Consider the following 25,323-nt stretch of genomic DNA (forward strand, 5'->3'; position numbering starts at 1 on the left):
ATAAAAAATCTTGAGATTTAACCTAAACATAACATGAATAATCTAATCGTGGTGGGCTAATAATGAATGCAATTTCGAAAAATATTCAGCACTCCACTACCCCATATACAAATCTTTTTTTTGCTACTATTTTTGTAGGAGTAGGTTCAGGCTTTTTAGCAATGCTCCTGGTCTTGTTGTTACATGATATTCAACATATTGCTTATGGATATAGCCTTAGCCAAATTATTAGTCCAGAAAGTTTCTTAGAAGGGGTGCAAGCATGTTCCCCGCAAAGAAGAGTTATGATTCTTATGCTATGTGGTTTAGTTGCAGGAATAGGATGGTGGGCTCTTTATAACTACGGGAAACCATTAGTAAGTATTGCTGACGCCGTGCAATCCAAGAAAAAAATGCCTGTTGGCGCCACAATACTCCATGCGTTACTACAAATTGTAACTATTGCATTGGGTTCTCCCTTAGGCCGTGAAGTGGCTCCTCGAGAAATTGGCTCCATTTATTCTTACTGGCTTGCAACCAAATTTAAGCTTAATCCAGAAGAGTGCACTATTATGTTGGCTTGCGGAGCCGGGGCAGGATTGGCTGCGGTGTATAATGTGCCTTTAGGTGGAGCACTATTTACAATGGAAGTATTATTAGGTACTTTCAAAAAGTCAGTTCTTCTGCCGGCATTGGCAAGTAGTTCAATTGCTGTGGTGATTTCCTGGATAGGGCTTGGTAATGATCCTCTTTATCATGTTCTTCCATTAGATATTAGTTATTCATTGGTTGTTTGGTCTATATTAATTGGGCCGTTGTTTGGATATGCTGCTTACTGGTTTATATTAGTAGCGAATAAGGCTCGTGTTAATGCGCGACATGATTGGCATATGCCCATATTATGTTTTATTAATTTCTCGATTATTGGTTTTCTTGCTATCTATTTTCCCGTTTTATTAGGTAATGGCAAAAGTCCTGTACAACTAGGATTTGAAAATGGAGCAGGAATTGAATTAAGTCTGATTCTTCTTGTTTTGAGGACATTAATTTGTTGGAGCAGCTTAGGAACAGGGGCTCAAGGGGGGCTGCTGACGCCTTCTCTTGCAAATGGCGCTTTACTAGCTATTGCCTTGGGAGGGCTTTGGAGTTTTCTATGGCCTGGAACTCCATTAAGTGCTTTTGCTATTGTTGGTGCGGCAGCTTTCCTTGCCGCTGGACAGAAAATGCCTATTACAACAATCATTTTAATGTTTGAACTGACACGAGTTAATTTTAGTTTTTTAATTCCAATAATGTTTGCTGTTTCAGGGGCTGTTGGTATGTCCCAGTTATGTATGAGCGGATTTTTCCAAACAAAAAAACGTAAAAAATAATCCCTTTTAAGTCGGTTCCATTAGTTGAGCGCGATTACCTAATTTAAAATTTAGGCCTAAAGTATTCAGATATTTTTTTATTCGCTGCAGATAATAATAGATAGAATTACTGGTCAAATCTATAAGGATATAAAGTCCTGCCATACCCGAAGGAGTATAGCCAATTGTTGGATAAGAAGGGTGATTTCCGACAACCACATACCACGCCCAAGTAGAACAAACAGTGCCGCATAATTCTATATAATAAACCATGACAAACATAGTTAAATAAAAAATAGGCTGAGTTCTTTGGCGAAAGATAATTAAAAATATAATATAGGTGATGAACCCGCCGACATCATTTAAGACAAAAAGGGACATAAATACTATTACGAAAATAACTTTGGCTAAAAGTTTTTCAACCGCTTTGTGGTGTTTCCAAATTAGCGGTTGCCTACAAACATGATATACCGTGGCGTAAATTACTGCGTGTCCCAAAGGAATATACATGGGAATATTTTTTAGACGATATTGATATAGGGTTAAAAGCAAAGAGCCAATTGCCTCGGCAAATAAACTAGAAATAGTCATTAATAATATTATCCAATATAATCTGCCTCGGGCAACAAATAAAAACCAACTGTAGATAAAAACCATAATGATATTAGTGACGTCTTGTCCATAAGGGCAATATGGAGTTATCCACGGACTGTCTATAAATAAAAAAAAGGGAGCTCCTAACAATACGATGAGTGATTGGAGTAAAACTACAGTATCACGGTTTATTTTTTTTGTATTATTTTTGCCACACATAAATTCCAAGCATTATTCTGATCGTGAAATCAAGATACTAAAGTAGCATATTTTGCTTTGATTGGCAGCTTTCAGTTGAGTGATTAAAATAAGGTTGCTTGTAGCTCTAAAGAGAAATGCGATATGCTAAGTTATCTGAACTGATAAATGAATTGAGCTGTATATGAGTATTATAAAACATATTAAATCTTTCTTTACTAAAATTCTTAGTATAATCAATAATCCTAATATCTATGTTGCAGCCATAATAGGCTCGTTAATTGGGATTTTGACTGGAGGTGTTGTCGGGGTATTTTCCGGTGGGTTTATTGGTTATGCGTATAAAGTATGCAGCGGGTGCATGACTCCTTTATTTGATGTTAATCCAGATATTACCGTTGGTGTGCTTATTGGTGGTGTTATTGGGGCTGCATTAGGTGGGGTAATTACTGGATTGATTACTGTCTATAAAATTCATAAAAGAACGCTGCAATTACTTAATCTTTCTCCAGAAAATATATCGGCAGTAATGCTCAATGCATTTTGGATTAGCATTGAGTTATCTATTGGTATGGGTTTAGGAGCTATAATAGGCAGCCTAAAATTACCGGGCATTGGTTCTGCTGTCGGCGCTCTCATGGGGATGGCTCTCATGTTGTTTACTTCGACATTAGAAAAAAAAGAAGATCAATAGGAGTAGTGAGCACATATCTGCCAGAGTTAGAATCATTTACTTGATTTTTATAAAATTATTCAAGGAAGATTAATGATGAGAAAAAATATCATTGCTGTTTTTTTGTTTGTTTTGGCCTCAGCAACTGGGTTCGCGGCTATTAATAGTTCTGTTGTTCCTCTAAGCGGCGGTGGTAATGTGGCTGCAAATACTAGTGTAAGCATATCACTTAATGGAGTAGTTCCTTCCGTTACCTATAATGTGGTTTGTTATATAGATACCTCCTATCCATTTCAGTATGTATTATTAGGCAGTAGTTTCACTGACACTACCAGTACTATTATTTCTTATAGCCTTAACGGTAATTACGTCATGCAAGATCAATTAATCCCTGGTCATAATATAGCTGTTATTGCGGGGAAATTCACTAATCCATCCACAGGATATATTGTGTTTACCAATCTTGATCAAACGAACCCATTTAATGTGAATAATTGCTTTGCAATACCGATACAAGCATAGGATCGGTATTGTTAGATTAATGTTATAACTTCGTTAAAAAAGGACTTATATGAAAAAAAAATGGAAGATTTATGCAGCATTCTCTATTTGGGGTGTGTCAACTAATCTTTTTGCTTTGGCCAATGCGCCAATGCAACGAATTGATGTTGTCAATTTATTGTGGAACAGTGCTGTGGGGGGGAATGGAGGGTTGACTAATACGGCTGTAACTCTATCTTTTTATAATGGTGCTTCAAAACCTTGTTTTACCACGACCCTCCAGTTTCAAGGGGCGGTTACTGTCTGGTCTGGTGTCGGTCAAAATTGTGTTGCTCCGGTAACAGATATAGCGATTACTCCGATTGCCGGACCTATTGGGTTGGTTTATCAAGCTCCAGCGGACTCTATAATTAGTACTAGTTATTATTCTACACAGCTGGTTGTTGGTCAGTTTACTGCCCCTGTATTTGATCCTACCAATGCAACACTAATGGCACCAGGGACAGTGCTTGCTACTATAACGAATTATTAGTTAAGAATTAAAAATCAGTTGGCATTACATATCATAATTCGAGACAGTCATTTCTTTTTCTGCCTCAATACCTTCATTTTCCAGCGCATAAGCTTTAAGCAAAATACAGAGGAAGAAATCTTTTAAATCGTTCTGGGTTCTACTCCCCACATTTTCAGGTTTTGCGCTGGGACTGGATTAAGTTATCATTTTTATTCTTTGTTGGAGTTTTTCTCTACCTCGTCCTTGTTTTCTTCTGGAGTAGTAATTGGTTTTTCTTGAGGTTTAGTTGGAGGTGTCGCTTTTTTTTCCTCTGGTTTTGTGGATTCTTTATTTTCTTCAGCAGGTGTTGCCTCGGTTTCGGCTCTTTTTTGTTTGTAGTCTTGAATTATTTCTTGCACGCTATTTTTGAGGCCTTTATAGAGTTTAGTGGTCATTGAGGTTAGTTCTTTAAAGTCCGGCAATTTAGATTTGAAATCGCTCATGGTTTATTTCCTCGTAAAAAAATATATTTATAATAAGTATATATCTTTATTTAATTTTTGGCATTTCTTGGAGCTTGTTAATTAACTCTACTAAAAATGAACACGAGCCTGCTTCGTTGCTTATGTATTTCTATGTACACTGCGCCGCAATGCCCGTAAATGACAGCATTGTTCTATTTTTAGCGAATTAATTAACAAGCTCTTAGGGGAGTTCCCCTAAGAAGTACTAGTAAAAATAATTGACTAGGCCCATGGATGCATTAAATTCATTACTGGTTTAATGAGCTTATTTACTAAAGAAGTTTTAGGCTGAATCGTTAATTTAAACGCTTTAAAGTTTGCCATTTTTCCTATGAGGTAGTCATCGCTAGTGGCCAATTTATCTACTAAACGTAGATCAAAAGCATCTTTGGCTAACCAGTGTTCCCCTGTAGAGACTTTGTCTATGTCAAGCTGACTACGATTAGATAGAACATATTCTCTGAACGCTGTATGTATTTTTTCCAGATCTTCTTGGAATTTTTTTCTTCCCTTTTCTGTGTTTTCAGCAAAAAGAGTTAAAGTGCGCTTATATTCCCCTGCCGTTAACAGCTCTATATCAACATTGTTTTTCTTTAACCAGCGATGAAAATTAGGGATTTGTGCCACTACACCTATAGATCCTATGATTGCAAAAGGGGCGGCAATAATACTGTTTGCCACACAGGCCATTAAATACCCTCCACTTGCCGCTACTTTATCGATGCTGACGGTTAAAGGAATATTTTTTTCGCGAATTCGTTGCAGTTGGGCTGCAGCAAGTCCATAGCCGTTAACGGAACCTCCGGGGCTATCTAGTCGAACAAGTACTTCGTCTTCCTGCTTAGCAATGCTTAAAATAGCAGATACTTCCTCTCTGAGTTGTTCAACCTGTGATGCTTTAATGTCTCCATGAAAATCCAGGACATAAAGGGTGGGCTGTTTATTTTTACTTTTATCTTTTTTCTTTTTCTCAGTTTTTTTACCTAAAACCTCCTTTTGCATTAGTGAATGAATGTGTTCGTATTGTTCATTGAGCGAGGTAACATCCAATTTATGCTTAGGTTTTCGGCCTAGAGCAAAAACGCCAGCAATAAGAACTAATATGGCAATAACAAGAGTGACTGTTTTTAATAGAAACAACCCATATTGACTAAGAAATTCCATCATATCCCTTAAAAAAATAAAACAGATTATGGCGCTCCTATAACGACTTCGCAAGATAAACTAGGATATTGAATTCAAAAAACTTGTTTTGTTTTTTATTTATAGTTAGTCTCCACTTTTAAAGTGAATGATTTGACCTATGCTTGACGTTATTGATCTTGATTTTGACTACCAAGAGCAGCCTTTGCTAAAAAAGGTTACTTTTCATGTGCCTTCTGGGGGACTGCTGCACTTGCGAGGTGCTAATGGGTCTGGAAAAACCACGTTAATCAAGTTAATTGCAGGCTTATATCAACCGGAACAAGGACAAATTCTCTTTGCAAAGCAAAATATAGCAAATCATTTAGCAGCCTATCAGCGTCAGATATGTTTTGTAGGTCATAAGACAGGCATTAATCCTTATCTCAGTTTGAGAGAAAATTGTTTCTTTGATCTTCATTATCAAGACGTTGATAGCAATATAGATACACTGGTTTCAATTTTTAAATTGGGAAGTCATCTTGATTCCCCTTGTGGTTTGCTTTCTGCTGGACAAAGAAGGCAGGTGGGATTGCTTCGATTATGGATGTCTGATGCTAAATTGTGGCTTCTGGATGAGCCTTTGGTTGCGTTGGATGATGCTGCTTTATCAATTATTATGGCTAAAATAGAGAATCACCGAAAGCAGGGGGGGGCTGTATTATTAACTTCTCATCAAAGCTTGCCTATGAGTAGTTCCGATTATCAGGAGTATCATTTGTGACTTCCGGGTTCTCATTATTTTTAAGGTTATTTAAACGAGAATTACTTATTCAGGTGCGACAAATTAAGTTTTTAGTTAACTCTTGTTTATTTTTTTTGATGTTGTTATTTATTTTTCCACTGACGTTAAAACCGGAGTTAGCTTTAATGAGAACTATTGCTCCGGGGTTGATATGGATGGCTATGTTGTTATCGATGTTACTTTCAGCAGAGCGTTTATTTCAACAAGATTACGAGCATGGAGTAATAGAGCAATGGCTTGTTTCAGGGCTACCATTAAATCTTATGGTTGCTGCTAAGGTAACAGCTCATTGGCTTTTCAATTTGTTACCCATAGTTATTTTATGTCCTCTTATTGCTATTCTATTTTCCTTTAGTCCATGGGAAACCTGGATATTAATACTTAGTCTTTTATGTGGAACACCCGCCTTATTATTTTTATGCGCCCTGGCTGCCGCTTTTGGAGTAGGGGTCAATCAACGAGGCGCTTTGATGGCTTTAATTTTATTACCTTTAACCCTGCCTTTACTCATATTTGGTAGCGCGACTTTAAATATTGCTATGCAAGGCTTGCCTATTAAAGGATATTTGGCTTTGCTGTTAGCTATGTCTGTTATTGCAGTAGGATTTTTACCTTATGCTATTGCCGGAGTGATTCGTATAAGCCATGTCGATTAAATTAAACTGATAAATAATGGATTAAATGTAAGATGGCATTTCAACTCAATACCCACTACCCACAGAATTTTTTTAGAGAGATAGAATGTAGGCAATTCAATCAGCCTGCTATTAAATTTTTGTCTCAACATTATCTGCTTTCTATAGTATTTTTCTTTGTTTTGGGCAAATTACTTTATGTTTTTACTTATTTTATTTTGTTACAAGGACAGATTATTGAAAATAATTTAATAAACAACGTATGTCATTGGGATTGTCAATGGTATAAGAATTTAATTTCTCATGGATACGACACGGTTGCTTATCCTATTGACGATAGCATGTTTTCAGGTCAAGCGAACTGGGCTTTTTTTCCATTATTTCCTCTGATCTCTAGAGGTCTTATCCAGATTTTTAATAGCGAATTTAGTGTTATTGTCTTGAATCAAATACTATTTTTTGCATCGATGATTTTATTGTATCAATTTTGTGCTTCAAATTATTCAAAAAATATTGCTCTTATTGCTACATTGATTTTAGGAGTTAGTAGTGAAAATATTTATATATTGTCACTATATACAGAATCATTATTTATTTTTCTTTCGTTACTAACCCTTCATCTTATTACCAATAACAAATATGTTGCTGCAGCTATTTGCTGCGGCTTACTCAGCGCAACAAAGGTTCAGGGGGCTGCCATGTCGTTGCCTTTGTTATTGTGCTATGCACGAAGCGGTAACTTTGCATTTACCAAAAAACGTGTTCTATCTTTATTGGTTCTGCTCGTTTTATCTCTATCTGGCTTATTGATTTATATGGTTTATTTAAAATTTCAAACGGGTGATTTTTTAGCTTTCTATAACATTCAACAACAATGGGCGCGATTTCATACCAGTTGGTTGCATCCCGTGAAGGCGATTAAATCAATTCATGGAAATGCAATAGATACAGTGTTTGCTATCTTATCTATGCTTCCTATTTTCTACTTCTATAGACAAAAACGATATAATGAGTTTCTTTTCCTGCTTTTGTGCTGGTTAATGGCCGTTTTATCACAGAATTTAATGGGGATTACCAGGTTTTTATTTGCTAATTATGCAATTTATATTTTTTTAGCTATTTGCAGTACGCGTACCAAAATTCTCTTTTTTTGTATGATTTCTGCCATTTTGTTTTTCAATATAACGATAACCTATTTATGGTTGATTGATTCAACGTATGCGATTTAAATTTCGAGGCTCTTTCCAGAGCCTCGATTATTTTCTAATACCTAAAGTTTACTTCTAATAAAAGGCGCTGTTAGCGTTTTTCCTGCGTTTATAAACTCCTCACAGTCAGAGAATGGTGAGTCTTTGGGAAGAGAGGTCTTAATCAATTTTTGGGCAAAAAGAGTATTGCGTTGGGGCGTACTAACATTTGTAGAGGCAATAATAGGTGTAGAAACTAGGCTTATTGAGGGTAGCGGAGACGCTTCAGGTTCTGGCTTTGGTGAAACTTTAATTTTTTCCATTAGAGAGGCCAGATATTTACTCTCGTGAACTCCCTGGCGGTAATAACTTAATCGAGAGTCAAAGTAAAAGTATACATCTGTTTCCGTACAACCATAAGAAAGTAAGTAGCCTGATTTTAGCAAGTGGAGGATGGCTTCAATTTCGAATATATAGGCGTTTGTTTCAGTATTATCTATTTGGGCTGCCACATTAAACGCATGACCTGTTTCATGGACGATGGCTCCTATTATTTGAATTGGCGCCTGATTAAACAAGCTAATTTTTAAAGCAATAGTGCGGTCTACAATCCAATCACGATGTAATGAACCTAAAAGTTTAAATGTATTTTTATTAACAAAAACAGCAGGATTACCCCCGGCACCTAGAAAATCAATAGGTGGCGTTACTATATCTACGTTCAAATCAGGGATGGATGCGTGTATTCCATTATCAAGCCCATCATTGCCTATTTCACGACATTCTTTAATAATTTTCTGAATGTGTTCACGTGTTAACATGGGAACCTCCTTGTTGATTAAAGTAAGTTTCAAATATTTGTAATACTGAACAAATTTAATTCTTACTTCCCCAGTATCACGAATAAATATTTGTCAGTCAATATCCATTGAGATCATTTTGTTTTTTAATGAGGCACTACATAATATAGGTTGATTTTTGAACATTTGAGGCTTATATCGTTTGCATGACTCATTTTTGAATTGCCGACGAAAGTCGACATCCAGTAGTTGTTTAAACTTCAATGGATACCGGTTTGCACCGATAATTCGTCTACAAGTAGCTTATAACTTATTGCTTATAATTATTATTTTGTTAAAGTGGCCGGGGATGTCTACCTTGGAATATCATGAAATTTCTTTTCTGACTCTGAGGATGCTGTTAAAGTGATAGGTTACAAGCAATATAGCAAAACTGCTCTCTTAGCCAATCTACAATAATGGGATAGAGTTTTAAAGCGATGATTTACGAACACTATGACACGATCTAAAAAACTTATAACAATGTTTACTGTTTCTTTGGCATTGTTTATGGACGTATTGGATACCAACATTATTAATACGGCTATTCCTACTATGGCACGTGATTTTTCGGTCAATCCAGTTGATTTAAAAATTGCACTTATTAGTTATTTATTAAGTTTGGCGTTATTTATTCCTATTAGTGGTTGGACTGCCGATAAATACGGCATTAAACGAATTTATATCAGCGCGATAGCACTATTCACCCTAAGCTCTTTTGGCTGTGGTTATGCACATACTTTGTCTGACCTCATTATTGCTCGCAGTTTCCAGGGAATTGGCGGGGCTTTTATGATCTCCTTAGGTCGGTTAATTGTTGCACGAACTTTTGAAAGGCATCAATTGGTTGAAGCAATGAATACGGTAATTATCGTTGTTTCTCTTGCGGTGATGATAGGGCCATTTGTAGGTGGTGTTATTACGGAACATTTATCATGGCCGTGGATTTTTTGGATTAATATTCCTGCCGGAATTTTGGCCATTATCCTTGCTGTTTATGGTTTAAAGGATACGGCTCCAAAACGAGCACGTCCTTTTGATGCTCTTGGTTTTATCCTGTTTGGAGGAAGTTTAGCATTATTGTGTTTTTCATTATCTCAATTGAGTGAGTCAGGGGTTAACATACATTCAATTGTCTTAATGCTTTTGATTTCTCTTTTTATGTTTATCTCCTATTTTATTCATGCAAAAAATTATCCTCATCCCGTAATCAATACTAAGCTTTTTCGTTTTCGCACCTTTCGTGTTTCCGTGTTCGGTAATTTATGCGCACGATTAGGTTTTGGCGGAATGCCGTTTTTGTTGCCTTTGCTACAACAAATCGGCCTTGGTTTTAGTGCTCAATTATCAGGGTTTTTATTAACTCCTATTGCTTTCGGTATTATTTGTTCCAAGCTGATTACTTTTCGTATTTTGCGTCAGCTTGGATATAAACGCTATTTGCTAATAAATACGCTGCTTATGGGAGTAGTTTTAGGCGCTTTTCAAATAATTAACAACGATACTCCAACTTATATTATTGCCAGCTTAACTTTTATTTTCGGTTTGTTTACTGCCGCTCAATTTACGGCGATGAACTCACTTGCTTTTGCTGAAATCAATGATGACGACTTGAGTGCTTTAACGAGCATTACTAGCACTACTCAAGTATTAGCTCAAACATTTGGTGTGGCCTTTGGAGCTATTCTGCTGCGCTTTTATTCATCGCATGCAGTGCTCACGACAACAGTATTTCATCATGCCTTTTTTACCATGAGTATTATTACAATGCTTTCAGCAGGTATTTTTATTGGTTTGAAAGCAGATGATGGTCATGAGATGCTCGCCGAAGGAGGAGGGGAGTTTCATTAGAGTTTGGAAAGAAGTCTATTAAATTTTGCGAAAGTTCTCAGGCGTGATAAAATCCCGTTCTTTTCCTGATTTTAATGTTTCCTATGTGGAAGTTTTTATATCAATTAGCCTCTCCAAAGATTTTTTATACTCTATCAGGGCGCCTCATTCCTTGGTTAGCTACGAGTGCATCAGTGACTCTAACCATTGGCATCATATGGGGGTTGGTATTTGCTCCACCAGACTATCAACAGGGTGAAGCTTATAGGATTATCTATATACATGTGCCTAGTGCTTTTTTATCGATGGCGCTTTATGCCTGGATGGGGTTTCTTGCTGTATTGCTTTTAGTCTGGCGTATCAAAATTGCAGGCTTACTCATTAGTCTAGTGGCTCAAGTGGGCGCTAGTATGGCATTTCTTGCTTTGGTAACAGGTAGTATTTGGGGTAAGCCAATGTGGGGAGCCTGGTGGGTTTGGGATGCCCGTCTAACTTCTGAATTAATTCTTTTGTTGCTTTACGCGGCAATTTTAACAACACATCAAGCAGTAAAAAATAAGGAAGATGGGGATAAGATAATTGCCATATTAACATTAGTTGGTTTAATTGATTTACCCATTATCCATTATTCAGTGTATTGGTGGAATACTTTACATCAAGGGGCTACTTTGTCTGCTTTTGCAAAACCTAAAATTGCTGGCAGCATGCTATATCCTTTACTTTTAACCTTAGTTGGATTTTTCTTATATTGTTTGTGGATTATTTTAGAAAAGGCTCGTAATGAGGTATTGATCCGTGAGCGACGACAATCTTGGGTTAGAACTCAATTTGAGGGCGAATGTTAATGAATCAGTTGTTTGAGTGGCTAGCTATGGGAGGCTACTCCATTTATGTTTGGCCAGCTTATGGTCTTGTTTGTGTCGTATTAGTCATGAATATTTTGGGGATTAAGTGGCAAAAGACTCGCACCCGTCAAAAACTGCAAAGATGGTTTAAGAAATAATGTCTATGGTACCCGCTAGAAAGCGTAAAATGCTGATGTTGCTCTTTATTATGTCTATTTTAGCCATAGCTTCGGCATTAGTCTTATATGCTTTAAGACAGAATATCAGTTTATTTTATACTCCGACTCAAGCTGTCGAGGGACATGCCCCTCTCAACCACTCAATTCGCGTAGGAGGAATGGTTGAAAAAGGCAGTATTATTCGTTCTGAGAAGGGATTGGACGTGCAATTTAAAATAACCGATTTTGATAAGAGCATTACCGTGACTTATCACGGCATTCTTCCTGATTTATTTCGTGAAGGGCAGGGGGTGGTCGCTGAGGGCCTACTTACTGACAATCTTAATTTTCGTGCATTACAGGTATTAGCCAAACACGATGCTAACTACATGCCTCCGGAAGTGAAAGCTGCCTTGGCTAAAAAGGTGAAGTCATGATTGCTGAGATAGGGCTTTTTTCTTTAATACTGGCTTTAGTTGCTGCCATCATGTTAGCTATAGTCCCATTAATTGGATTACGAAAAAAGCGTGTAGAATGGATGGATGCAGCTAGAACTTATGTCAGTCTGCAGTTTTTCTTTGTTGCTTTAGCCTACCTTTGTTTAACCTTGTGCTTTTTAAAAGATGATTTTACTGTCATTTATGTGCTCTCTAATTCCAGTCTTTTATTACCCTGGTTTTATAAACTTTGTGCCGTCTGGGGAGGGCACGAAGGTTCCATGCTTTTGTGGGTAGCAATTCTTAGTGTTTGGATGATTTTGGTCGGTTATTTTAGTTCGAGTCTTGATAAAGCAATGCGTACACGTGTTTTAGTCGTACTTGGCTGGTTAAGCATAGGTTTTATATTATTTCTGTTAACGACCTCTAATCCTTTTTTACGCCAATTTCAGATTTTAGATAGCCAGGGACGTGATCTTAATCCTTTATTACAAGATCCTGGATTTTTATTTCATCCCCCTATGTTATATATGGGCTATGTTGGCTTTTCAGTTGCCTTTGCCTTTGCCATTGCTGCTTTATGGGCTGGTAAAGTTGAATCCAGTTGGTCTAAGTGGACTAGACCTTGGACTTTAGCCGCATGGTGCTGTTTAACTACAGGAATTACTCTTGGGAGTTGGTGGGCTTACAGAGAATTAGGCTGGGGAGGCTGGTGGTTTTGGGATCCCGTTGAAAATGCTTCATTTATGCCTTGGTTAGTAGGTACGGCATTACTTCATTCCTTAGCGGTAACAGAGCAACGTCGGCAGTTTAAAGCATGGACTATGCTGCTCGCTATTGCCGCTTTTTCGTTAAGTCTTATTGGGACTTTTTTAGTGCGTTCAGGTGTATTGACCTCGGTACATGCCTTCGCAGTGGATCCTCAGCGTGGGTTGTATATTTTAGGTTTTCTATTAGCTGTTATTGGCGGTTCTTTAGTTTTATTTCTGTTTAGAGCACAAACCTTGCAAGTAGACAATAATCCCAGCCCTTTTTCCCGCGAGAGTGCTTTATTATTAAATAATGTTTTTTTAGTCGTGATCATGCTGACGGTGTTAATGGGGACTGTATATCCTTTATTAGTTGACGGATTGGGTTTAGGAAAATTATCAGTAGGAGCACCTTATTTTAATGCGGTGTTTGTTCCTTTAATGATTCCTATGCTGCTTTTGATGGGGATAGGAGTTCATTTAAAATGGAATAAAGACAGTTTGTCTGCCGTATTTAAAAAACTCGGTAGTACTGCTGTATTAAGCCTTCTCCTACCAATTGCTCTGTTGATTAGTACGGCTAAAGAGTTTAATTATTCAGCCTTTATTGGCTTGATGCTTGCTACTTGGGTCATTTTAAGCACTTTTCAAGCCGCTTATAAGCGAATCAAAGACAGGGGGTTGGCTGATGTTGGACAAGCTTATTGGGGGATGGTTATAGCCCATTGCGGTGTTGCTGCATCAGTTATTGGTATTGCGGTATCTACAGCATATGGCGTACAAGATGATGTAAAATTGGCGCCTGGAAATAGCGTAGATTTGGCCGGATACAATATTGAGTTTATCAGCCAAGAGCCGTTAAATGGTCCAAATTATCAAGGAACTAGGACTCAATTCAAAGTACGCTATGGGGATAAAAGCAAGCTGATTTATCCTGAAAAAAGGCTCTACACTATTGGTCAAATGGCCATGACTGAATCAGCAATAGATGTTACCCCATTTCGCGATATTTATGTGGCCTTGGGAGAACCCCTAACTGATAGTTCATGGTCTGTCCGTCTTTATTATAAGCCCTTTGTGCGTTGGATTTGGGCTGGTGGTTTTCTCATTTTAGCCGGTGGCTTTTTTGCTTTAACTGACAGACGATATTATCAAAAAAGAAAAGTTGCTGTTACTTGTACTCAGGAGCTCAACGCATGAGAACAATTGGATGGAAGATAGTACCTGTAGTTCTTTTTTTACTTTTAAGTGTTTTTCTATGGCGAGGATTGTCTTTAGATCCTCATCGTTTGCCTTCAGTGCAATTAGGTAAAACTTTACCTGTTTTTACTTTACCGCAATTACAAGAACCTAATTCTACTTTTAGTTCTACCCAATTACGTAACCAAGTTGCATTACTTAATGTGTGGGCGAGTTGGTGTGCAGCTTGTGTCGACGAGCAGGTCTTTATGATGCAATTGGCACGTGAAGGGGTGCCTATTTATGGTTTAAATTATAAAGATAAACCTGAAGATGCCTTACGATGGTTGGTACAATGGGGTAATCCTTATAAACTGATTGTTCAAGATAGAGAAGGTAAAGCTGCTATCGACCTGGGTGTTTATGGAGCTCCAGAGACCTTTGTCATTGATAAGAAAGGTATTATACGCTACAGACACGTAGGCATTATGAATCAAGAGGCATGGTCTAAAGATATTTCGCCCTTGATAAAAAAGTTGGAGCAGGAGTCATGACAAAAGCTCACCTCCTCTTTTCGGGACTTATCATGAGCCTATTGATTTCTGTAACTCATGCAAACAGTATTTATCCCTTAGATACTGCCAAAAAAGAAGCGCAATTTAACCATCTTCTAAAGGACTTACGTTGTTTAGTCTGTCAAAATCAAGATTTGGCAGACTCTAATGCTGAATTGGCCAAGGATTTACGATTACAGGTCTATCAATTAGTTAGGGATGGGAAAACAGATACAGAAATTAGGGACTATCTTACCTCACGTTATGGAGATTTTATTCTCTTTAAACCCCCGGTAAAGGCTGTAACTCTATTACTTTGGTTTGGGCCTTTTTTATTTTTAATATTAGGCTGTATTATTTTTTGGCGAACTTGTTTTAAGCGAACGTCCTATGAATGAATGGTGGTTAGTTGGTGTATTGATTTTATTAGTGCTGGGAGCAAGTGTTTTAATTATTTATCCTTTACGCCTCAATTTTAAGCCAAGTATAGTATTAGTACCCTTTATTGGAATATTGGTATTTGCAGGATATTTTGTTTGGGGTAGTTTTCCTCAATGGCAGAATTACATTCAGCAAAAAAACTCTCAGGCTTTAGCACAAGAAATGCTTAAGTCTATAAAAAGTCCTGCGGAGTTAATTGATAAACTTAAAGCAAGGCTCAGTGATAGTCCTGAAAGTGCTAAGGGTTGGTATCTTTTAGGGCGACTGTATACCAGTCAAAACGATGAGCAGAATGCTGCCCAAGCCTTTGCCAAGGCTTATCATTTTGAACCTCAAGAAGAACAGTTTGCCGTTAATTATGCCCATAGTTTATGGCAGTTAAATCATCAGCAATTTAATCCAGAAATTATAGAAATTTTTAATACTCTATTAAAAAAGAATCCTAAGCAACCTGATGCTTTGGCTATGCTTGCTATGAATGCATTCATGAGCCATGCTTATGAGGATGCTATAGGGTATTGGCAACGACTATTACAATTGGCACCTGAACAATCAGAGGAGGCTTTAGCCATCCGTAAGGCTATTGCTAAAGCACAGGAGCAAATGGATCTAAGGAGAGAAAAAAATGACTGATAAAGTGTATGAACTGGTTGAGTTGGTAGGGACTTCTCAGGACAGTATCGAACAAGCTATTAGTAATGCAATTAACCAAGCGGCAAAATTACATGGTAAGTTGGATTGGTTTGAAGTGCTAGAAACAAGAGGTTTCATTGATGATAATAAAGTGAAATATTATCAAGTTCACCTGAAGATTGGTTATAGTAAATAATCTGTAAATGCAATGTCGGCAACAGATAGCCCAACTTTATAAGAACAAGAAAACATCTTGTGTCGGGCTATTTCTAGCCCAGAGCCGTCAAGTTAAGGGGTTTTTGCCTTAATGTTCAATAGAATTCCGTTCGGGCCTAGGAGGCGTTTACGCCGTCTCGAAGCCTCTTTTTTCCTTCGACTCCACCCTTGTATTTGCTTTTCGGCAGCAAGTCGTCCCTCTAAGTTATCAGTATGTCCAGTGTAATAACTTTTATCACCACATTAAAAAATATAACCCCAAAACATACTTTAACTCCATTAATTTGCTTTTGCGTGAATGCTTCGAGATCCTTTGATGGCTCTTGCTTTGCTCCTCTTCAACTGGAATGGTTGAGGAATGAATCCTAAACACACTTATTATAGAATTCTAACTAAAACTTAAGGCTAATTGGAAGACGCAGTGAACTCGCAAGTGATTGTGCCATAATCAGGAAATCTTGCGTTGCAAGCTTCTCAGGATGACAATCTATGTGGGCGTTGCTTTAAAATTACTTTTTAGAAACAAAAGGGTTTCCTTCTATATAAAAACGTAATAATTTATCAGCCCAATCTTTGGCATAGTGAACACCGATTCTTGGCCTTTCTACGATGGTAAAGGAGGGTTGATCTTTTATTTCTGCAATATAAAAGGTGTTGCTAATCAAATCATGGCTATTTAATCTTTTATCTATCCCCATGGCTTTGGATAATAAGCCTGGGCCTTGAGTTCGTCCATCAATGCCTGTTAAAGGCTCCAAAGCACGCAATAATACCGCCGAACCTATGCCTGCGGTTTCCGTCACCACATTGGTACAGTAATACATGCCATAAATGAGATAAACATAGGCAAATCCTGCAGGACCAAATATTACTTCAGTTCTTTTAGTTAATCCTTTTGATGAATGGGCAGCTAAATCATGCTCGCCAAGGTAGGCTTCTACTTCTACGATTTTTCCAATCCGCTCTTGTTCTCCATCATGATGTACTAAGTATTTTCCTAACAGTTCTTTCGCTACGATAATGGTATCTCGTTCATAGAATGATCTTGGTAATTGGTACATCATTAGCATTTACTCAACTTCACTAAATTCTGTTAATACCTTAAGGAAATGATGACCATAATGGGACAGTTTGTGCTGACCTACCCCTGATACTGTTAGCAGTTGTTCCATAGTTTGCGGTTTTCGCTGAGTCATTTCATGTAAGGTGGCATCACTAAAGATCATAAATGGCGGCTTATTTTCTTCATCTGCTAGCTGGCGTCTTAAACTACGTAGCATCTCAAATAAGGGACTATTACTGGAAGTAAACGTAGTTTTTTCTTTAGTTTTCTTTTTGGTTTTTACCAGATCGTTCCGCGGTAAGGTGAGGGAAATTTTTTCCTCGCCTTTTAACAATGGGATGGCCTTAGGATTTAATTTTAGCACATTGAAGTGGTTTATATCTTGTGCACAATAATCTTTGTGAATGAGTTGCCAGGCTAATTGCTTCCAATAATTAGCTGATTTATCCTTACCGATGCCAAAAGTACTTAACTGATCATGGCCGAATTGTTTTATTTTATCAGTTGAGGCTCCTCTAAGCACATCGATGGTGTGTGTTAATCCAAAGCTTTGTTTCAACCTGTAAATACAGGACAATAATTTTTGTGCTTCAATTGTTGCATCAGCTGTTTCAGGCGGATTGTCACAGACATCACAGTAGTTGCATTCAGTGTCACAAGGCTCATCAAAATAACGTAATAAGATTTGCCGACGGCAATGGGAGGCTTCGGCAAAGGCAAGCATATGGTTGAGCTTATTCGTTTCTACTCTTCTTTGTTCATCAAGAGGAGTATTAATTATCCAAGAGCGTAACCTGGCACTATCGGCTGCATCATAGAGCAAAAGTGTTCGCGCAGGTAACCCATCACGTCCAGCTCGTCCTGTTTCTTGGTAATAACCTTCAATGTTTTTAGGTAAATCATAATGGATAACGAAGCGTACATTAGGTTTATCTATGCCCATACCAAAGGCTACAGTAGCTACTACTATATCAATACGGTCATATCTAAATAAATTTTGTACCTCACGTCGCTCATTATGGCTAAGGCCGGCATGGTAAGCCCGCGCTTTAAACCCCAAGTCCTGTAATTTTTCTGCAAGACGTTCCACGCCATTACGGGTACCACAATAAATAATGCCTGATTGTTGTTGTACTTCAGATTCTAAAAAATGACTCAACTGTTTTACGGCATTAATCTTGGGAACCACTTTGTAATGGATATTGGGTCTGTTAAAAGAAGCAACATACTGTTGTGGTTGATAATTTAATTTCACCACTATGTCTTGGCGGGTTTGGTTATCTGCGGTCGCAGTTAAGGCAATAATTGGGATTGAGGGAAAACGATCTTTTAATAAACCCAACGAGGCATATTCAGGGCGAAAATCATGGCCCCATTGAGAAATACAATGAGCCTCATCAATAGCAAATAAAGCAATAGCGCATTCGTCTAATCGCTCTAAGAAAGAAGTACTGATAAGCCGTTCCGGGGCAATATAGAGCAAATCTAATTCATTATTATGCAATTGCGCTAATACTTTTCTGGCTTCATCACTACTTAGAGAAGAGTTATAATAAGCTGCGTTAATACCTTGTAATTTAAGAGCCGCTACTTGATCTTCCATTAATGCAATTAAAGGAGAAACAACAATACCCACTCCTGTCTTGACAATAGACGGTATTTGATAGCAAAGCGATTTGCCACCACCTGTAGGCATGAGCACAAGTACATCTTGTCCTGCGATGACCTGATTAATGATTTCTTCTTGGGGGGCTCTGAATGAATCAAAACCGAAATAGTTTTTCAACACTGTCAGTGCATTTTTATCTGTATCTATAGGTTGCGCTAAAATATCCATGTGATTATTCTTGTTCTTCTTTCGCCGGCGCTGAAAATCCGCAATAATATCATTCTTTGACTTAGTGTCATAAACAAACTTTCTAAGGATGGTTTATGGATTTTGAATTCACAGAAGAACATTTGGCATTTAGGGAGATGGCAGCTGAGTTTGCCAATAATAAATTAGCCCCTATGGCAGAGTATTGGGATGAGCATAGTCATTTTCCAGTGGATGTATTGCGCGAGGCGGCACAACTAGGTATGGCTGGGATGGTTGCTCGAGAGGATATTGGCGGAGCTCAATTAACACGCTTGGACGCCGCTCTTATATTTGAACAATTAGCCACGGGTTGTATTACCACAAGCGCTTATCTTTCTATCCATAACATGGTTGCTTCCTTAATTGATCGTTATGCAGGAAAAGAGTTACGTGCTTATTGGGGGCCTAAATTAACCTCAATGGAGGTTATTGCCAGTTATTGTCTTACCGAACCAAGCTCAGGTTCAGATGCTGCATCTTTGAAAACCAAAGCAGTGAAGCAAGGGGAACATTATATTCTCAATGGCACAAAAGCGTTTATATCTGGCGCTAGTGTCAGTGATGTTTATTTGTGTATGGTACGCACGGGCGATGAATCTCATCATGGAATTAGTTGTTTATTAATTGAAAAAGACACTCCCGGACTAAGCTTTGGAAAGTTGGAAAAAAAATTAGGCTGGCGTAATCAGCCCACCTGTATGCTTTATTTTGAAGATTGCAAAATTCCTGCTGCAAATCTCGTTGGTGATGAGGGGATGGGCTTTAAGATAGCTTTAAATGCGCTGAATGGAGGGCGCATCAACATCGCTTCTTGCTCTTTGGGCGGGGCGCTTTCTTGTTTGCGATTAACACAAAATTACATGGAGGAGCGCAAACAATTTGGTAAACCTTTGACACAAATGCAAGGTTTGCGTTTTTATTTTGCCGATATGTTAACTGATTATGAAGCAGCACGATTAATGGTCTACAGAGCAGCGAGTACTATGGATAAAGACCATCCTAATGCTCCTATGTATTGTGCTATGGCCAAACGCTTGGCTACCGATGTGGCATTTCGTATTAGTGATAAAGCCATGCAAATACACGGTGGTTATGGTTACTTACGCGATTATCATATAGAAAGAATATTTAGGGATTTAAGGGTACATCAAATCCTTGAAGGAACTAATGAGATAATGCGTGAAATTATCGCTAAAGCGAGTTTGGATGAAGAATTCTCTATTGAATAAAAGGAGTTAATTGATGAACCTAATAGAACAAAATTTAGATAATGATGGCATTTTAACAATCACTTTAAATAGACCTGAAAAGCTGAATGCCTTAAGTACTGATCTTTTAAATGCTTTGGCGGAAGTATTTAACTCAGCAAAATCAAATTCTAAAGTAAAAGCTTTAATTCTTACTGGAAATGGCAAAGCATTTTGTGCTGGTGCAGATATTAATCGGTTAGCAGAATGCACTGCTCAAACAGGTTATGAGTTCGCTTGTCACGGCCAAAATACGTTCCGACTTTTGGAAACTATGGGGAAGCCTTCTCTTGCAGCTGTTAACGGGTTTGCTTTTGGCGGTGGTTGTGAGCTAGCTATTTCTGCGACTATGAGAATTGCTTCGACTAAGGCAATGTTTGGTCAACCTGAAGTTAAATTAGGAGTTATTCCCGGATATGGCGGCACTCAGCGATTAGGGCGCCTCATTGGCAAAGGTCGAGCCTTAGAACTGTGCTTAACCGGCCGATTTATTAATGCAGAACTTGCGCTAAATTGGGGACTCGTCAGTGAGGTAGTTGAACCAGAACAGTTAATAGAACACGGCAAAAATATGTTAAAAGGTATTTTAAGCATGGGGCCTTTAGCCATAGCGGGTGTTATGGAAGTAATCGATTATGGTTATGATCTATCATTGACCGATGCATTGCATATGGAGGCAATACATTTTGCTAAAGTATGTGCTACAGAAGATAAGAAAGAAGGTGTAACCGCTTTTCTTGAAAAACGTTCCGCGGAATTTAAAGGAAAATAACCATGACTGATGAAGTGCTTTTTACCCGAGAGGGTCAATTAGGGGTTATTACTTTAAATAGACCTACAGCATTAAATGCGTTGACTTTATCTATGATTATGGAACTGCAAAAGCAGTTAGTGTTATGGAAAGAGGATGATAGCCTTTGCGCTGTTGTTGTGCGCGCTACCTCCGGCAACGCTTTTTGTGCTGGAGGAGATGTCCGCTGGCTTTATAATACAGGGCGCAACAATCAAGCAGAGCAAATGCAGTTTTTTTGGCATGAATATAGACTAAATCATTTTATTCACCAATTTGGTAAGCCTTATATTTCTTTAATGGATGGGATTACCATGGGAGGAGGAGTAGGTATCTCCCTGCACGGTAGTCATCCTGTGGCCAGTGAGCGTTTTGTATTTGCTATGCCGGAGACTAGTATCGGCTTTTTTCCTGATATTGGAGCCAGTCATTTATTAGCTCGTTGTCCAGGCTCTTTGGGTATGTATCTTGGATTAACCGGTAATAGATTAGGTTCTCAAGATGCCTTGCAAGCCGGTTTAGTAAAATACACGATTGCATCGGAGCAAATGCAATCGGTGATTAATGATCTTCTCAGCATTGATTTATCAAAAGAGGTCCATACTCGCGTGACTCAATGTCTCAATAAATACAATAAAGTACTTGGTGAAGAAGAATTAACCTCAATTAATCCTTTAATTAATAGTTGTTTTTCACAATCCACTGTAGAGTCAATTAGAAAATCATTAAGCAGTTGTAAGGATGCTTGGGCTGAGAAAATTGATAATACTTTAAATCAAAAGTGTCCTTTAAGTCTTAAAATAACGCTGCATCAACTGCAAAAAGCTAAAGGATTATCCTTAGCTGAATGTCTGAAAATGGATTTTGACTTGGTTGGTCATTTTATGAAAGATAATGATTTTTATGAAGGAGTGAGGGCATTATTAATTGATAAGGACAAAAATCCACAATGGAATCCGGCTCGTTTAGACTTGGTATCTGAAGATAGGGTGGTTAACTATTTTGAGCGTTCAACAGAATTAGAGCTTATAGAATAATTGTAACTCGGATGAGAGGAGATCGTAATACGGATTGAAGGATCATTCCCGTATTACGCTGCGCTAATATGGGCTATACGTTATGACGCCATTATGTGAACGGTTGCTTTTCAAAGAACATTAAATTTTCCAGGATGTTCTTAAATGTTAGTCAAAGTGATGTTTCTTCTGTCAATGACCCTTGTTCCAAGCATCGTTTATTTTCGTACTTATTGCAGTTATGGATAAAATAATATTTTAAATCGGATACAAAAATTTCATTTCCACTCTCCATAAGAAAGATTCTTTCCGGTTGCAATTCAACATAATTTGCATCTCTAAGCACCGCTTTATAAATAGTGTCGGCATAAGTATAAAACCATTTATTAATGAAAGGGAGGATTACGTCAGGATCATTGCTAAAGAAATTCTGATAGATATCCGCAATTAATTTATTTTTCATTTCATAATTACTTTTAAAATAAAAATTATTTCTATCTTTTCTGTATTCTAAAAAAGGTGGGGTATTAGGGTTTTTTTTGAACCCAGCAATAATATTTAAGGAAATAACTAAGCCTTTCGCTGACTCAATGTTTAATTTTGTTCCTAAGAAATCAGCACCATTATATTCACTGAGATAAGATTTCAAGTATTCAACCGCTTTATCATTTATAGGGTCAAAATAACTATGAAGCTTAAAATCAATGGCAAAATTTGTCTCTGGGTCATACTCACAAACAATGTAAATGTTATAAGTAAATTTATCTGGAGTGATATTTTGTATTAGTATTTTATCTATTATCAGATTCACTTGATCACAATCCACTTGTTGGTCTTTCAAGCTACTGGATATACGGATTATTTGCGTTGGGAAGTCGATACTGCGCTCCACTGTACTTTCTTGATTAGGTAGTACAGATTCATTAGAGTAGGAGTGGACCACAGAATGTTTACCTGCTGGTTGTTCTGAAAAAATCATAGTATCAGTGGAAAGATTAGATTGGCTAAAAGCACATAGTGGCAAGAGTGCAGAAAGAAGTAAGTACTTATGTCTCATGGCAAACTCCTTTTTATTTTTTTAATTAAATCCATTAGTTTATGTGTACTTATATCCGCTCTTTTCTCTATCATTCGGTTCTTATATCCGACTCTCCTTGCCTGTCATCCTGAGCATGGCGAAGGATTACCGAATAAAATTTTACGTCATCATCGAGATGACGGAGCAAGTAGTTATGCGAGGTTTTCATAAAGACACATAAGAAAATTATAGTTCAATTAAGCGAGGAAAAAATTGTGACTTTTCATATTTTCACTTAAAATCCATCTCATCATACAAATCCTATTTATAATTAGAGAACACTATGTCTGATTTTTATCAAGACTTTAATAAACGACGTACCTTCGCCATTATTTCGCACCCTGATGCAGGGAAAACAACCGTTACTGAAAAGCTGCTTCTATTTGGGGGTGCTATTCAATTAGCAGGAACAGTTAAAGGTCGTAAAGCAGATCGGCATGCGACATCCGATTGGATGGAAATGGAAAAAGAAAGGGGTATTTCCATTACGACCTCAGTGATGCAGTTTGTTCATAATCAGCATGTGATGAATTTGCTGGATACCCCTGGGCATGAAGACTTCTCTGAAGATACTTATCGTACGTTAACTGCTGTAGATTCTGCATTGATGGTTATAGACGTTGCTAAAGGTGTTGAGGACAGAACAGTGAAATTAATGGAGGTTTGTCGTTTACGCGATACTCCTATAATGACCTTTATTAATAAATTAGATAGGGAAGGAAGAGACCCCATTGATTTATTAGACGAAGTAGAATCTGTATTGGGCATACAATGTGCTCCTATTACCTGGCCAGTGGGAATGGGTAAACGTTTTAAAGGAATTTATCATCGCTATCAGGACATTGTTTATCTATATCAACCAGGAAAAAATGCTCAAAAACAAGAAGCGTTACAAATTAAAGGATTAAATAATCCACAATTAGATGAATTATTAGGGGATAGTGCTCAAGAGCTCCGTGATGAAATTGAGTTAGTGAAAGGCGCGTCTCATGAGTTTAATTTGGAAGCTTATTTAGCAGGAAAAATGACCCCTGTTTATTTTGGTTCTGCTATCAATAATTTTGGTATTAAGGAGTTATTAGACGATTTTGCCCAATATGCGCCAGGCCCGCAGTCTCGAGCTACTCATGAGCGAATGGTTTCCCCTCAAGAAGAAGCATTTACTGGGTTTGTATTTAAGATACAGGCAAATATGGATCCTAAGCATAGAGACCGAATCGCTTTTGTCCGTATTTGTTCTGGAACCTATAAAAAAGGGATGAAATTAAGTCATTTGCGTATTGGCAAAGAGGTGCAAGTTTCTAATGCATTAACCTTTATGGCTGGAGATAGATCGCATACTGAAATGGCTTTAGCAGGGGATATTATTGGTTTACATAACCATGGCACGATTCGGATAGGTGATACCTTTACTCAGGGTGAACAATTAAAATTTACAGGTATTCCCAACTTTGCTCCAGAATTATTTCGTTTAGTACGCTTAAAAGATCCATTAAAAAGTAAAGCCTTACTCAAGGGATTAATTGAACTTTCTGAAGAGGGTGCAACCCAGGTATTTAGACCATTAAATAGCAACCAATTAATTTTGGGAGCGGTAGGTGTACTGCAATTTGATGTGGTCGCTCATCGATTGAAACATGAGTATAAAGTGGATTGTATTTATGAAACGGTAAACGTTTCATGTGCTCGTTGGGTTTATTCTGATGATGAAAAAGCGATGACAGAACTTCGCACTAAGGCTTATGATTATCTGGCTTTAGATGGTAGTGACACCTTAACTTACCTTGCTCCTACACGGGTGAATTTAGCAATGGCAGAAGAACGTTATCCAAAAATTGATTTCCATGCGACCAGAGAGCATTAAAGCTTTGGCGAGTAATGTTTTAATAATGACAACTTAACAAGCGGTGTGGGTGGCGCATCTTTTTTGCGTTATCCATGGCTTATCCACACGTCCTGAAGAGCATTAAGTACCAAACTTATAGTGTATTTAACACACTAGGCTAAATTGTAGAAAAGCCCTTTGATCGCAACCAATTACTCTATTTTTTTTAAAAATCGGTTGCTTATAAACATTCCCTTGTGTTATTGCATTTCCAATGCGGACTGATTGCGAGCACATCGTTATTTTATTGGTCATTAGCAAAACGATATTAGCAATCAAATCGAAAAAATAGGCAATAAAAAATTTTTAAATAAACTAAAAAAGGAAAACACATGTTATCAAAGAATAGTCTTCTTAAAAAAAAGAGAATCCGCTTAGAGCAAAATTTTGTATCACAATGAGGGGATTCTCTCGGCTATTGAGGTAACAGATATTATCTCGT

The 25,323-nt window shown here is 37.7% G+C and carries 27 protein-coding genes; 20 read left to right on the forward strand and 7 right to left on the reverse strand.

Annotated features, from left to right (window positions below):
• Positions 1-62: 62 nt before the first annotated feature.
• Positions 63-1,352, forward strand: a complete 1,290-nt coding sequence (locus LFA_RS04035) for a chloride channel protein (protein ID WP_045095033.1) — start codon at positions 63-65, stop codon at positions 1,350-1,352.
• 6 nt (positions 1,353-1,358) lie between these two features.
• Here the strand turns inward: LFA_RS04035 and LFA_RS04040 are convergent, their stop codons facing one another.
• Positions 1,359-2,144: a hypothetical protein gene (locus tag LFA_RS04040; protein ID WP_052673850.1), complete on the reverse strand. Its 786-nt coding sequence runs from the start codon at positions 2,142-2,144 to the stop codon at positions 1,359-1,361.
• 163 nt (positions 2,145-2,307) lie between these two features.
• Here LFA_RS04040 and LFA_RS04045 point away from each other — a divergent pair, with 163 nt between their 5' ends.
• The 3 genes from LFA_RS04045 (at position 2,308) to LFA_RS04055 (ending at position 3,829) form a co-directional block, all read left to right on the forward strand.
• Complete coding sequence (locus LFA_RS04045) at positions 2,308-2,817, forward strand: hypothetical protein (RefSeq protein ID WP_045095034.1); 510 nt, start codon at positions 2,308-2,310, stop codon at positions 2,815-2,817.
• 72 nt (positions 2,818-2,889) lie between these two features.
• Positions 2,890-3,318 carry a hypothetical protein gene (locus LFA_RS04050; RefSeq protein ID WP_045095035.1) on the forward strand — a complete coding sequence of 143 codons (429 nt, stop codon included), beginning with the start codon at positions 2,890-2,892 and terminating at the stop codon, positions 3,316-3,318.
• Positions 3,319-3,367: 49 nt separating this feature from the next.
• The gene (locus tag LFA_RS04055) at positions 3,368-3,829 is read left to right on the forward strand and encodes a hypothetical protein (RefSeq protein ID WP_045095036.1); all 462 of its coding nucleotides are present in this window, start codon (positions 3,368-3,370) and stop codon (positions 3,827-3,829) included.
• A 191-nt stretch (positions 3,830-4,020) separates the two neighbouring features.
• Here LFA_RS04055 and LFA_RS04060 read toward each other — a convergent pair whose 3' ends face one another.
• Together LFA_RS04060 and sohB are read right to left on the reverse strand one after the other, a co-directional pair.
• Positions 4,021-4,293 carry a hypothetical protein gene (locus tag LFA_RS04060; protein WP_045095037.1) on the reverse strand — a complete coding sequence of 91 codons (273 nt, stop codon included), beginning with the start codon at positions 4,291-4,293 and terminating at the stop codon, positions 4,021-4,023.
• A 243-nt stretch (positions 4,294-4,536) separates the two neighbouring features.
• Positions 4,537-5,478, reverse strand: coding sequence for a protease SohB (sohB, locus tag LFA_RS04065; RefSeq protein ID WP_045097409.1), 942 nt, complete (start codon positions 5,476-5,478; stop codon positions 4,537-4,539).
• A gap of 139 nt (positions 5,479-5,617) precedes the next feature.
• Between sohB and ccmA the strand changes: the two genes are divergently transcribed.
• Genes ccmA through LFA_RS04080 form a run of 3 tightly spaced genes read left to right on the forward strand, consistent with a single transcriptional unit; the run spans position 5,618 to position 8,105 of the window.
• Complete coding sequence (gene ccmA, locus LFA_RS04070) at positions 5,618-6,220, forward strand: heme ABC exporter ATP-binding protein CcmA (RefSeq protein ID WP_045095038.1); 603 nt, start codon at positions 5,618-5,620, stop codon at positions 6,218-6,220.
• Positions 6,217-6,897, forward strand: coding sequence for a heme exporter protein CcmB (ccmB, locus tag LFA_RS04075; protein ID WP_045095039.1), 681 nt, complete (start codon positions 6,217-6,219; stop codon positions 6,895-6,897). The genes ccmA and ccmB overlap by 4 nt, the downstream gene beginning before the upstream one ends.
• Before the next feature lie 32 nt (positions 6,898-6,929).
• Positions 6,930-8,105 carry a glycosyltransferase family 39 protein gene (locus LFA_RS04080; protein WP_045095040.1) on the forward strand — a complete coding sequence of 392 codons (1,176 nt, stop codon included), beginning with the start codon at positions 6,930-6,932 and terminating at the stop codon, positions 8,103-8,105.
• 41 nt (positions 8,106-8,146) lie between these two features.
• On the opposite strand, the gene LFA_RS04085 is transcribed toward LFA_RS04080, so the two are convergent.
• Positions 8,147-8,884, reverse strand: a complete 738-nt coding sequence (locus LFA_RS04085) for a hypothetical protein (protein ID WP_052673851.1) — start codon at positions 8,882-8,884, stop codon at positions 8,147-8,149.
• Between the two features lie 474 nt (positions 8,885-9,358).
• Here LFA_RS04085 and LFA_RS04090 point away from each other — a divergent pair, with 474 nt between their 5' ends.
• The 9 genes from LFA_RS04090 to LFA_RS04130 all read left to right on the forward strand — a co-directional run bounded on the left by LFA_RS04090 (position 9,359) and on the right by LFA_RS04130 (position 15,924).
• On the forward strand, positions 9,359-10,753 hold the full coding sequence (locus LFA_RS04090) for an MFS transporter (protein ID WP_231865904.1): 1,395 nt from the start codon (positions 9,359-9,361) through the stop codon (positions 10,751-10,753).
• A gap of 83 nt (positions 10,754-10,836) precedes the next feature.
• Positions 10,837-11,577, forward strand: coding sequence for a heme ABC transporter permease CcmC (gene ccmC, locus LFA_RS04095; RefSeq protein ID WP_045097412.1), 741 nt, complete (start codon positions 10,837-10,839; stop codon positions 11,575-11,577).
• Entirely contained in the window at positions 11,577-11,735 is a 159-nt protein-coding gene (gene ccmD / locus LFA_RS04100) for a heme exporter protein CcmD (protein WP_045097413.1), read from the forward strand. The genes ccmC and ccmD overlap by 1 nt, the downstream gene beginning before the upstream one ends.
• 5 nt (positions 11,736-11,740) lie before the next feature.
• Positions 11,741-12,172, forward strand: a complete 432-nt coding sequence (ccmE, locus tag LFA_RS04105) for a cytochrome c maturation protein CcmE (protein WP_045097414.1) — start codon at positions 11,741-11,743, stop codon at positions 12,170-12,172.
• Positions 12,169-14,121, forward strand: coding sequence for a heme lyase CcmF/NrfE family subunit (locus LFA_RS04110; protein WP_045095041.1), 1,953 nt, complete (start codon positions 12,169-12,171; stop codon positions 14,119-14,121). The genes ccmE and LFA_RS04110 overlap by 4 nt, the downstream gene beginning before the upstream one ends.
• Positions 14,118-14,654 (forward strand): DsbE family thiol:disulfide interchange protein, encoded by a 537-nt coding sequence (locus tag LFA_RS04115; RefSeq protein ID WP_045095042.1) that lies wholly within the window; start codon positions 14,118-14,120, stop codon positions 14,652-14,654. The genes LFA_RS04110 and LFA_RS04115 overlap by 4 nt, the downstream gene beginning before the upstream one ends.
• A complete protein-coding gene (locus tag LFA_RS04120) occupies positions 14,651-15,052 on the forward strand; it encodes a cytochrome c-type biogenesis protein (RefSeq protein ID WP_045095043.1) in 402 nt (133 codons plus the stop codon). Before LFA_RS04115 ends, LFA_RS04120 begins: the two co-directional genes overlap by 4 nt.
• A complete protein-coding gene (locus LFA_RS04125) occupies positions 15,045-15,728 on the forward strand; it encodes a tetratricopeptide repeat protein (protein WP_045095044.1) in 684 nt (227 codons plus the stop codon). Before LFA_RS04120 ends, LFA_RS04125 begins: the two co-directional genes overlap by 8 nt.
• On the forward strand, positions 15,721-15,924 hold the full coding sequence (locus LFA_RS04130) for a dodecin (RefSeq protein WP_045095045.1): 204 nt from the start codon (positions 15,721-15,723) through the stop codon (positions 15,922-15,924). Before LFA_RS04125 ends, LFA_RS04130 begins: the two co-directional genes overlap by 8 nt.
• A gap of 529 nt (positions 15,925-16,453) precedes the next feature.
• Here the strand turns inward: LFA_RS04130 and LFA_RS04135 are convergent.
• Positions 16,454-17,005, reverse strand: coding sequence for a DNA-3-methyladenine glycosylase (locus LFA_RS04135; RefSeq protein ID WP_157010414.1), 552 nt, complete (start codon positions 17,003-17,005; stop codon positions 16,454-16,456).
• A gap of 9 nt (positions 17,006-17,014) precedes the next feature.
• Positions 17,015-18,844 (reverse strand): DNA helicase RecQ, encoded by a 1,830-nt coding sequence (gene recQ / locus LFA_RS04140; RefSeq protein ID WP_045095046.1) that lies wholly within the window; start codon positions 18,842-18,844, stop codon positions 17,015-17,017.
• A gap of 95 nt (positions 18,845-18,939) precedes the next feature.
• Here recQ and LFA_RS04145 point away from each other — a divergent pair, with 95 nt between their 5' ends.
• Genes LFA_RS04145 through LFA_RS04155 form a run of 3 tightly spaced genes read left to right on the forward strand, consistent with a single transcriptional unit; the run spans position 18,940 to position 21,939 of the window.
• Positions 18,940-20,094 carry an acyl-CoA dehydrogenase family protein gene (locus tag LFA_RS04145; RefSeq protein WP_045095047.1) on the forward strand — a complete coding sequence of 385 codons (1,155 nt, stop codon included), beginning with the start codon at positions 18,940-18,942 and terminating at the stop codon, positions 20,092-20,094.
• A gap of 13 nt (positions 20,095-20,107) precedes the next feature.
• Positions 20,108-20,884: an enoyl-CoA hydratase/isomerase family protein gene (locus LFA_RS04150; protein WP_045095048.1), complete on the forward strand. Its 777-nt coding sequence runs from the start codon at positions 20,108-20,110 to the stop codon at positions 20,882-20,884.
• A gap of 2 nt (positions 20,885-20,886) precedes the next feature.
• On the forward strand, positions 20,887-21,939 hold the full coding sequence (locus LFA_RS04155) for an enoyl-CoA hydratase/isomerase family protein (RefSeq protein WP_045095049.1): 1,053 nt from the start codon (positions 20,887-20,889) through the stop codon (positions 21,937-21,939).
• A 151-nt stretch (positions 21,940-22,090) separates the two neighbouring features.
• Here LFA_RS04155 and LFA_RS04160 read toward each other — a convergent pair whose 3' ends face one another.
• On the reverse strand, positions 22,091-22,975 hold the full coding sequence (locus LFA_RS04160) for an Lpg0189 family type II secretion system effector (protein ID WP_045095050.1): 885 nt from the start codon (positions 22,973-22,975) through the stop codon (positions 22,091-22,093).
• A gap of 304 nt (positions 22,976-23,279) precedes the next feature.
• On the opposite strand from LFA_RS04160, the gene LFA_RS04165 reads away from it, so the two are divergent.
• Positions 23,280-24,860 carry a peptide chain release factor 3 gene (locus LFA_RS04165; RefSeq protein WP_045095051.1) on the forward strand — a complete coding sequence of 527 codons (1,581 nt, stop codon included), beginning with the start codon at positions 23,280-23,282 and terminating at the stop codon, positions 24,858-24,860.
• Positions 24,861-25,323: the final 463 nt, after the last annotated feature.

The organism is Legionella fallonii LLAP-10, from assembly GCF_000953135.1.
Lineage (GTDB): Bacteria > Pseudomonadota > Gammaproteobacteria > Legionellales > Legionellaceae > Legionella > Legionella fallonii.